Annotated in this window: 7 protein-coding genes; 1 reads left to right on the top strand and 6 read right to left on the bottom strand. The window is 70.1% G+C overall.

Translation table 11 applies throughout. The annotated features are described in order from the left end of the window. On the top strand, positions 1-3042 hold a 3042-nt coding region (locus V7067_RS02325; protein WP_334174258.1), incomplete at its 5' end, for an efflux RND transporter permease subunit. Positions 3043-3106: 64 nt separating this feature from the next. On the opposite strand, the gene V7067_RS02320 is transcribed toward V7067_RS02325, so the two are convergent. From V7067_RS02320 to V7067_RS02295, 6 genes are all read right to left on the bottom strand, one after another. After that, positions 3107-4744 carry a long-chain fatty acid--CoA ligase gene (locus V7067_RS02320; protein WP_334174257.1) on the bottom strand — a complete coding sequence of 546 codons (1638 nt, stop codon included), beginning with the start codon at positions 4742-4744 and terminating at the stop codon, positions 3107-3109. Positions 4745-4869: 125 nt separating this feature from the next. After that, on the bottom strand, positions 4870-5622 hold the full coding sequence (locus tag V7067_RS02315; protein ID WP_334174256.1) for a hypothetical protein: 753 nt from the start codon (positions 5620-5622) through the stop codon (positions 4870-4872). 107 nt (positions 5623-5729) lie between these two features. Continuing rightward, positions 5730-6617: an HlyD family secretion protein gene (locus tag V7067_RS02310; RefSeq protein WP_334174255.1), complete on the bottom strand. Its 888-nt coding sequence runs from the start codon at positions 6615-6617 to the stop codon at positions 5730-5732. Positions 6618-6619: 2 nt separating this feature from the next. Next, the gene (locus V7067_RS02305; RefSeq protein ID WP_334174254.1) at positions 6620-6823 is read right to left on the bottom strand and encodes a DUF1656 domain-containing protein; all 204 of its coding nucleotides are present in this window, start codon (positions 6821-6823) and stop codon (positions 6620-6622) included. Continuing rightward, complete coding sequence (locus V7067_RS02300) at positions 6820-8952, bottom strand: FUSC family protein (RefSeq protein ID WP_334174253.1); 2133 nt, start codon at positions 8950-8952, stop codon at positions 6820-6822. The genes V7067_RS02305 and V7067_RS02300 overlap by 4 nt, the downstream gene beginning before the upstream one ends. Continuing rightward, on the bottom strand, positions 8949-9547 hold a 599-nt coding region (locus V7067_RS02295), incomplete at its 5' end, for a MarR family transcriptional regulator (protein WP_334174252.1). The genes V7067_RS02295 and V7067_RS02300, both read right to left, overlap by 4 nt.

Raw genomic sequence — 9547 nt, 5'->3', positions numbered from 1 at the left:
ACCAAGCCGCTGGAGACCATCGTCAAGGCCATCGACAATGTCGAGCACGTCTACAGCCAGACCGTGGACGACAAGGTCATGGTCACGGCGCGCTTCGATGTCGGCACCAATGCCGACGATGCCATCCTGCGCGTGCACGAGAAGATCCGCGCCAATATCGACCGGCTGCCCATCGGCATTCCCGAGCCGCTGATCGTCGGGCGCGGCATCAACGACGTGCCGATCGTGGTCTTCACCCTGTCGCCGAAGGCGGACGCCGCCGGGCGCTGGGACGATGCCGCGCTCTACCAGCTCGCCGACGAGCTAAAATCGGAACTCGCCAAGGTCGACGATGTCGGCCTCAGCTTCGTGTCCGGCGGCCGGGCGCCGCAGATCCGCGTCGAACCCGATCCCGAAAAGCTCGCCCTCTATGGCGTGACCCTGCAGCAGCTCCTCGCCAAGGTGCAGGGCGCCAACCGCTCGTTCGTCGCCGGCCCGGTGCGCGAGGCCGGCCAGACCCGCACGCTGGTGGCCGGCCAGACCCTGTCGGGCATTCCCGACATCGGCCTGCTGCTGGTCACGACCCGCGACGGCCGCCCGGTCTATGTGCGCGATCTGGCGCGCATCGTGCTGGCGCCCGCCCCTGACGACAGCCGCGTGCAGCGCATTGCAAAGGCTGCGGATGGCGCGTGGCAGACCGCGCCGGCGGTGAGCGTGGCCGTTGCCAAGCGCGCCGGCGCCAACGCCGTGGTGGTAGCCGGAGCGCTGCGCGAGCGCGTGGAGAGCCTGAAGGGCCGGCTCATTCCCGACGACATCGCCGTCTCCGTCTCGCGCGATTATGGCGAGACCGCCAACGAGAAGGCGAACGAGCTGCTGTTCCATCTGGCGCTCGCCACCGTCTCCATCGTCATCCTGATTGCGGTTGCGATCGGGTGGCGCGAGGCGTCTGTGACGCTGATCGTCATCCCCACGACCATCCTGCTCACGCTGTTTGCGGCGCTGGTCATGGGCTACACCATCAACCGCGTCAGCCTGTTCGCGCTCATCTTCTCCATCGGCATTCTGGTCGACGATGCCATCGTCGTCGTGGAGAACATCGCCCGCCACTGGGGCATGCACGACGGGCGCAACCGGGTGAGCGCGGCCGTCGAGGCGGTGGCCGAGGTGGGCAACCCCACCGTCGTCGCCACGCTGACGGTGATCGCCGCGCTGCTGCCGATGCTGTTCGTCTCCGGCATGATGGGGCCCTACATGGCCCCCATTCCGGTCAATGCCTCGGCCGCGATGGCGTTCTCGTTCTTCGTGGCGATGACGGTTGCGCCCTGGCTGATGCTGAAGCTCGCCCCGAAAAAGGCCGGCGCCGCGGCACATGACGGCGCTCATGGCGGCACCCATGGCGAAGGCCGGCTCGGCCATCTCTATCGCCGCGTCGCCGAGCCGATTCTGGCCAGCCGCGCGCGGGCATGGACCTTCCTGCTCGTCGTCGGCGCGGCAACGCTGGCCTCGATGGTGCTGTTCTACACCCGCGATGTCACGGTGAAGCTGCTGCCGTTCGACAACAAGTCGGAACTCGCCGTCACCCTCGATCTGCCGGAGGGCGCAAGCCTTGAGGACACCGCCCGGGTGCTGACGCAGGCCGCCGATGTCGCCCGCGACCTGCCGGAGGTGCGCGCCATCGACCTTTATGCCGGCACGCCTGCGCCGTTCAACTTCAACGGCCTCGTGCGCCACTTCTACTTCCGCCAGTCGCCGGAGCTTGGCGAACTTGCCGTCACGCTCGCACCGAAGGCCGAGCGCGAGCGGCCGAGCCATCAGGTGGCGCTGGAACTGCGCGAAAAGCTGACCCGGGCCCTGAAGCTGCCGGAAGGCGGCAGCCTGAAGGTGGTGGAGGTGCCGCCCGGCCCGCCGGTGATGGCAACCCTCATCGCCGAGGTCTACGGCCCCGATGCCGCCACGCGCCGCAAGGTGGCGGCGGAGGTGAAGTCGATCTTCCACGACGTGCCGTTCATCGTCGACGTGGACGATTCCATCGGCGATCCGCGACCGCGGCTGCGCCTTGAGATCGATCAGGACCGGCTGGAGTTCTTCGGCGTGGAGCAGGGCGATGTCTACGACACCATCCGCGCTCTCGTCGGCGGGCTGCCGGTGGGCTATTCGCACCGCGGCGACGGGCGCGACCCCATTGAGATCATCGTGCGCCTGCCGAAGAACGATCTGACCTGGAGCGAGCGGCTCGCCTCCACCCCGGTGGCCGCCAACGCCCAGCCCGGCAACCGCGCGGTGGTGCAGCTCGGCGATGTGGTGCGCGCCACCACCGAGCCGGGCTCCCCCACCATCTATCGCCGCGACGGCCGTTTCACCGACATGGTGCAGGCCGAACTGGCCGGTGCGTTCGAGGCCCCGATCTATGGCATGATCGAGGTGGACCGCCGCATCGAGGCGCACGACTGGGGCAACCTGCCGAAGCCGCAGATCGCGCTGCACGGCCAGCCGGCCGATGAATCGACCCCGACCGTGCTGTGGGACGGCGAGTGGGAAGTGACGTGGGTGACGTTCCGCGACATGGGCGGCGCCTTCATGGTGGCCCTCGTCGGCATCTATGTGCTGGTGGTGGCGCAGTTCGGCTCGTTCAAGCTGCCGCTGGTCATCCTCGTGCCGGTGCCGCTGACGCTGATCGGCATCCTCATCGGCCACTGGATGTTCCATGCCGCCTTCACCGCCACGTCGATGATCGGCTTCATCGCGCTTGCCGGCATCATCGTGCGCAACTCGATCCTGCTGGTGGATTTCATCCGCCACGGCGGCGCGCCGGGCAAGACCCTGCATGACGTGGTGATCGAGGCCGGTGCCGTGCGCTTCAAGCCGATCCTGCTGACGGCACTCGCCGCCATGATCGGCGCGGCAACGATCCTGTCCGACCCGATCTTCCAGGGGCTGGCGATTTCGCTGCTGTTCGGCCTGGCCTCGTCCACCCTGCTCACGGTGCTGGTCATCCCGGCCATCTATGTGGTGCTGCGCGATACCTCGCGCGGCCATCACGGCCACACGCCGCCGGCGCCCTGACGGGCGCGCCGCACCGGCAGCCACGCGGCACCGGCGCCTTTCGGGCGCCGGTGCCGTCGTCGTTTCAGGCCGGGCCGGCAGCCGCCCGCCGCGCCTCGCCGGCCAGCAGGCGGCGGCTGGGCTTGCCCACCAGCGTCATCGGCAGGCTGGCGCGCAGCTCCACCGCGCGCGGACGGTCGATGGGCGACAGCCGCGGGCGGACGAAGGCTTCGATTTCGGCCGCCGTCGCAGCGCCGGGCTGCTTCAGAACCACGAATGCCAGCGGCGCCTCGCCGCGATAGCTGTCCGGCACCCCCACCACGGCGGCTTCCGCCACGGCCGGGTGCTGGCGCAGCACCGCCTCGATGGTGCTGGGATAGACATTGTAGCCGCCGCAGAAGATCACATCCTTCAGCCGGTCGACCACGGTCAGGTAGCCGTCGGCATCGAGGCACCCCACATCGCCGGTGTGCAGCCAGCCGCCGGCCAGCGCCGCGGCGGTCTCCTCCGGCTGGCGCCAGTAGCCGGCCATCACCTGCGGCCCGCGCACCACGATCTCGCCGCGCGCCCCGGCGGCCGTCAGCCGCGCGCCGGTGACGGTATCGAGCACGGCGATCTCGGTTTCCGGCAGCGGCACGCCCACCGTGCCGTCGCGCACCGCATCCGGCGGATTGCAGGACACCACCGGAGACGCCTCGGTCAGGCCATAGCCTTCCAGAAGCCGGCAGCCGGTCAGGGCCTCGAAGCGGATACGTGTCTGCGGGCTGAGCGGGGCGGCACCGCAGATGCAGAAGCGCACTGAGGTGAGATCCGGCGGGGGCTTCGTGCCGGCACCCGCAATGGCGCCGAACAGGGTCGGCACGCCGGGGAAAAGCGTCGGGCGGCGACGGGCGATCACCCGCAGCAACGGCTTCAGATCGAAGCGCGGCAGCAGGATCATCTCCGCGCCGAGCACGATGGCGAGGTTCATCACCACGGTCATCGCAAACACATGAAACAGCGGCAGCACACCCAGAACCCGCTCTTCGCCGGGCCGCAGAAACGGCGCGAAGGCGAGGATCTGCCGGCAATTGGCGGCAATGGCCGCATGGGTCAGCATGGCGCCCTTGGGCGGCCCGGTGGTGCCGCCGGTATATTGCAGCACTGCCAGATCCGCCGGGTGCACCGCCACCGCAACGGGCTGCCGCCCGGGTGCGGCGAGCTGCGCCGCATCCACGTCGCGGCCGTTCCTGAGATGGCGGACGCGCGCGCGCCAGTGCAGCAGGCGAAAGGCAAAGCCGCGCAGCGGCGGCAGCATGGCCGCAAAGGAACACACCACGACGCCAAGGCCGGGGATGCGGTCGGCAACCGCGCCGATCTTGTCGTAGATGACCGCCAGATCCGGCACCACGACCAGCTTCGCCCCGCTGTCGCGCAACTGGTGCTCCAGTTCGGCTTCCACCTCCAGCGGATTGAGACTGACGGCCACGCCCCCGGCGACGAGCACGGCCTGATAGAAGATGACCGCGGCGGGACAGTTCGGCAGGCACAGACCCACCCGGTCGCCCTTGCCGATACCGCGATCCTGAAGACCGGCGGCCGTGGCCTCCACCGCCGCGCCGAAGGCGCGGTAAGTCATACGCCGGCCGAAAAAATCGATCGCCGGCCGATCGGGAAAACGACGCACCGTTGCCGCCAGCATCTGCGGCAGCGTCTGCGCCGTCAGGACAGACGAGACAGACACGGCCTTTTCCTCCGCGCCTCCCCTGCGGGTCTGGCGCCCGCTGTGACCGCGGGAGGCAAAACTTATTATCCGCCCGCCGCCGGGCAGCGGGCAAGCACAATCCGGCGCCCGTCGCCTTTGCCGGCTCAGGGCCGGGCGGGCTGCATCTTCTGATAGGTGTTGGTGAGATCGTCCTGCAGCACCACCGCGCGCCCGCCGGCGCTGAGCACCACATCGGCCTCGGGAACGCGCATACGGTAGGACCAGCCGGCCGGCAGCTTCAGCCGGCTGCCGAGCCCGGGCAGGTCGGCATAGGACAGGGTCGGATCGACGATGCGCGAATAAGACTGCATCACATAGGTGCTGCCGTCCGGCCCCGTCAGTTCGAACAGCGGCTTGCCGGCATCGAACCGGTAGACGGTCTCGCGCTCCACCGTCTGCTCGTGCCAGGGCTCGCGCTCAGCCCACAGCACCGACCATGGCAGGGTCAGTTCCGCCCGCCGCACCAGCGTGATGCCGCCCAGTTCCACGCTGTCGCCGGCCGCCGTCGCGCCCGCGCCGACAATGCGGTCCATGATGAAATAACGCGGGCCGTTACGGATGACCGTGATGCCGCCGAAGGTGCGGCGCAGTTCGGCCGCCGTCAGCGCGGCCCATTCCGCCTGCGGGCAGTTGCCGTGGCCGATGGTGTTGTAGACCGTCGCGACCGGGCCGGCGAAACTGAGGTGCACCGGCAGCAGTTCGCAATAGCGCTGGTCGCGCAGCGGGCCGGACACGGCTTCGCCATCGCCCGCACTTCCCGCGGCACCGGCCGCCGGGGCGGCCAGCGCCAGAGCGCCGCAGACGGCGGCAGCAAGCGTCATCGGCCGGGCAAAGCGGCGTTTTCCGGCATCGGTCATCGGGCGCCTCCCGGCCATGGCAACTGCCGGCCAGAATGGCAAACCCGCGCCGGTTCAGGAAGCGGCCGGGCAGAATGCAGCCAAACTTCGCCACCCCCGGCCGCGCCTCATCCGCCGCGATGGTCCTGCCCGGGCACGATGGTGACCGTCACGGTGCGCCCGGCCACCACCTTCGTGTCTTCCGGAGCCTTGTCGATGCTGATGCGCACCGGCACACGCTGCGCCAGCCGCACCCAGCTGAAAGTCGGGTTGACGTTGGCCAGAAGGCTGGCGGAATCGCTGCGCTCGCGGTCTTCGATGGCCGTGCTGACGCTCTCCACCCGGCCGCTCAGGGTGGCATCGGAGCCCATCAGGTGCATGACGGCCCGGTCGCCGACATGAATGCGGTCGAGCTTCGTCTCCTCGAAATAGCCCTGCACATGGTAGGAGCCGTCGTCGACGAGGGCCACCACGGGCTGCCCGGCCGACACATAGTTGCCGGGACGCAGCGAGAAATTGGTGACGACACCCGACAGCGGCGCCCGCACCTGCGAGCGCTCCAGATTGAGGCGCGCGACCTCAAGGTCCGCCCGCGCCCGCCGCGCCGCCGCCTCGGCCTGCGTGGCGGCGGTGGTGACTTCCTCAAGCTTCTGCCGGCTCACGGAAATCTCGCTCAGCTGGCGATAGCGTGCAAGGTCGCGGCCGGCCTGCTCGCGCACCGCCTCGGCGTTTTCAAGCGCCGCTTCGGCCTGCTCGCGGGCGATCTGGAAGCGCGTGCTGTCGATGCGAAACAGCACGTCGCCCTTGTTCACATGGCTGTTGTCGGCCACCAGAACCGCCTCGACGGGGCCGGAGACATCGGGCGCGATGCGGGCGACGTCGGCGCGGATGCGGCCGTCGCGGGTCCAAGGCGCATCCATGTAATAGGACCACAGCGACTGGCCGGCGACGATGGCCGCCGCCACGAGGATGAGGGTGAGAACCACGCGCACGAGGCGCGGCAGGGAACCGGCCATGATCAGACCCGACTGATGAGAACGTTCAAGAGGCTGACGCAGAGGATAAAGACGGCCGCATCGACCAGCGGCGGATGCCAGAGCAGCCGGTAGAGCCGCCAGCGCGCCATGAGGCGGGTGATGAACCGCATCAGAAACAGCGCCGCGATGCCGCACACCAGAAGCCGCGGCAGGAACACGCCGTAGAGATCGAATTCGCCGTTCATGACCGTGCCTCCGGCCGGATGGCGGGCGCCGGCAGATCCGGCGCCGGCGCATCGGGGAAAAGTCCGTGGCGCAGCCCGACGAGCGCCCGCACCGCCGCAGTCGCCTGCGTGCCGCCGGCCGCCAGACAGGCCACCAGCGCGGCATCGATCCGCCCGATAAGCGCGGCCGCCGCACCGGCTGCCGGCGGGGCGAACGGCCGGCCGGAGCGGAAGTGCCCGGCCAGTGCCGGCCCCAGCGCCCCCAGCGCCGCGCCGGCCGCCCCGCCGGGCAGCGGCGACAGCGCCTTCAGGTCTGCAATGTTGAGGCCGATGCGCAGTTCGCGCATCACATTCTCCGGCGCCACCACGGTGCCCGGCGGCAACAGCACCAGACGCTGTACGACGAGGGCGAAGCGGTCTGTCAGGTGGCGCACCAGCGCCGCCGGCGCCGCCCCGCGCGGCGCGTCGCACAGCCGGGCCAGATCGCGCCAGCTCGCCTTCAGCAGCCGCGCCACGCTTTCCTCGGCCGTCAGGCTGGTGAACAGCGCCGCCGTGAGGGTGGCCACCATCAGCCCGGTGACCGAGGCGAGACTGCCGTTCAGAAACAGCGCGAAGTCGAACGACGGCCGCTTGTCGAGCATCATCACCAGCGGCAGGTTCACGCACATCAGAAAGCCCAGCGGGCCATAGCGCGGCGTGGCCATCAGCATGCCGAAGAACAGCAGGAACGGTGCACAGAACGCCGCCAGCGCCGCAAAGCCATCCGCCCATGGCAGCAGCGTGAACTGGAACAGCCCGACGGCCACCATGGCGTAGACGGTGAGGCGGGTGAAGGTGCGCATCACCGGCACCGGATTGTCGAGAAACGCGAACAGCGAGAAGAAGATCGCCGCCATCTGCGCCGCGCCGCCGCCCTCGTGCCAGCCGGTCAGGATCCACAGCGCGCAGGTGGAGAGAATGCCGACCGCCACCGCCACGCCGGAGAGGGCGGCCATGGCGTGGTCGGCATGCAGCGTCACCTCGCCGCCATAGCGGCCAAGCGCGGTGCGATAGGGCGGCACGGCCAGCCGGTTGCCGGCGATGGCCGACGAGAGCCGGCAGGCATTGGCCCACACCTGCACCAGTTCGCGCAGGCGCTCCGTCAGGTTCAGCATCAGCAGCCCGTGCCACTGCGGCCGGGCGGCGACGGCGGCCTGACACTGCGCGGCCTGCGCCGCGATGGCGGCCAGCAGACCGGCTCCGTCCGGATCGCGGCTCTCGCCGCGCGCGGCCATCCAGCCGGCGATATCCGCGCACAGCGCCTGCAGCGCAGCCTCTTCCGGGCCGGCCGCGCGCAGTTGCGCCAGACGATCCTCGATACCCGACAGGATCGGCATCAGGCTCATCAGGTGCTGCTGCAGAAGGCGCACCTGCCGGGCCTCATACCGGGCCGGCGAGGTGTCGTAGGGCAGATGGGTGGCCAGCACCATCATGTCCACGGTGTCGGCCGCCAGCCGGCGGCGGTCGCGCTGCGCGGCCCCGGTCGGGGCGCGGCCGGCCAGCACCTCCCCCGCCCAGCGGCCGGCATCGTCCATCCATGCGCCGAGACGCTGAGACAGCACCGGCCCCAGCGCACGCGGCAGGACGAGGCGGCTGACAACCGCCGAACAGGCAATGCCGACGAGAATTTCCTCGCTGCGCGACAGCGCGGTCTCGAAGATCGCCTCCGGCTGCGCCACGCCGAGAAAGCCGATGATGGCCGCCGTGTAGCCGGCCAGCATGGCCACATAGCTGCGCGGCGAGCGGTCCAGCAGACTGACATAGAGACAGCCGCCGGCCCAGACGGCGAGCGCAAGGCAAAGCAGTTCCGGCGCATTGACCAGATTGGGCACCAGCACCACCGCGACAGCGGCCCCGATCGCCGTGCCGAGCGCGCGGTAGACCGCCTTGGAAGTGACCGCGGCGGCCATCGGCTGCGCCACGATATAGGCCGTCGCCATGGCCCAGTACGGCTTCTGCAGATCGAGCTGCAGCGCCAGCCACAGGCTCAGCATGGCGCCCGCATAGGCCTTGAGAGAAAACAGCGCCTCGTTGCGGCCAAGGCCCGCGAACCAGCCCGGCGCCGCCGGCCGGGCGGGCGCGGGTGCGGGTGCGGCTGCCGCGGCGCTCATGGCTGCTGCGCCCGCACCAGCACCGCTTCGATGCGGGTGAGGCCCGTTACGACGGCATGGAGTTCGTCGGCACCGAGATCGTCCAGAAAACGCGCCCGCAGGCCGGCGACGGCGGCCTCCACCTCCGCAACCCGGGCCACGCCGGCCGGCGTCAGGCGCAGCAGCCGGGCCCGCCGGTCCTGCGGGTCTTCGCGCCGCTCCACCAGACCCTCGGACACGAGCATTTCCACCACCCGCACCAGCGACGGACCTTCAAGGCCCAGTTCATCGGCAATGACGCCCTGTCGCAGCTCCGGCCCCAGCCGCGAAAGCACCAGCAGCGGCAGGGCGGTTGCCTGCGACAGCCCGCTTTCGGCCATCGCCTGATCGATGGCCCGCCGCCAGTAGCGGGCCACGCGCGAGATGAGCTGACCGAAAATCTCGCGATCGCCCTTGGGCACACCGGCCCCGGGCAGCGCGCCGCCGGCGGCATGGCCACCGGGCCCGTCGCCGGCGATGCCGGCAACGGCGGTCTCTGACAGCTTCGACATGGCGGCAGCGCCCTCTGCAACGACGACGGCCGCGGGACCGGACTCACGGTCGCTCCGGTTCGCGG

Origin of the sequence: Pseudoxanthobacter sp., from assembly GCF_036822375.1 — a bacterium.
In the GTDB taxonomy this organism is placed as follows: Bacteria; Pseudomonadota; Alphaproteobacteria; order Rhizobiales; family Segnochrobactraceae; genus Pseudoxanthobacter.
This window is presented reverse-complemented; position numbering and strand designations above follow the sequence as displayed.

Bases quoted from the DNA above. Each gene is read 5' to 3' on its own strand.
- V7067_RS02315 (WP_334174256.1), bottom strand. From the start codon at position 5,622: ATGACCGATGCCGGAAAACGCCGCTTTGCCCGGCCGATGACGCTTGCT.
- V7067_RS02310 (WP_334174255.1), bottom strand. From the start codon at position 6,617: ATGGCCGGTTCCCTGCCGCGCCTCGTGCGCGTGGTTCTCACCCTCATC.
- V7067_RS02305 (WP_334174254.1), bottom strand. From the start codon at position 6,823: ATGAACGGCGAATTCGATCTCTACGGCGTGTTCCTGCCGCGGCTTCTG.
- V7067_RS02300 (WP_334174253.1), bottom strand. From the start codon at position 8,952: ATGAGCGCCGCGGCAGCCGCACCCGCACCCGCGCCCGCCCGGCCGGCG.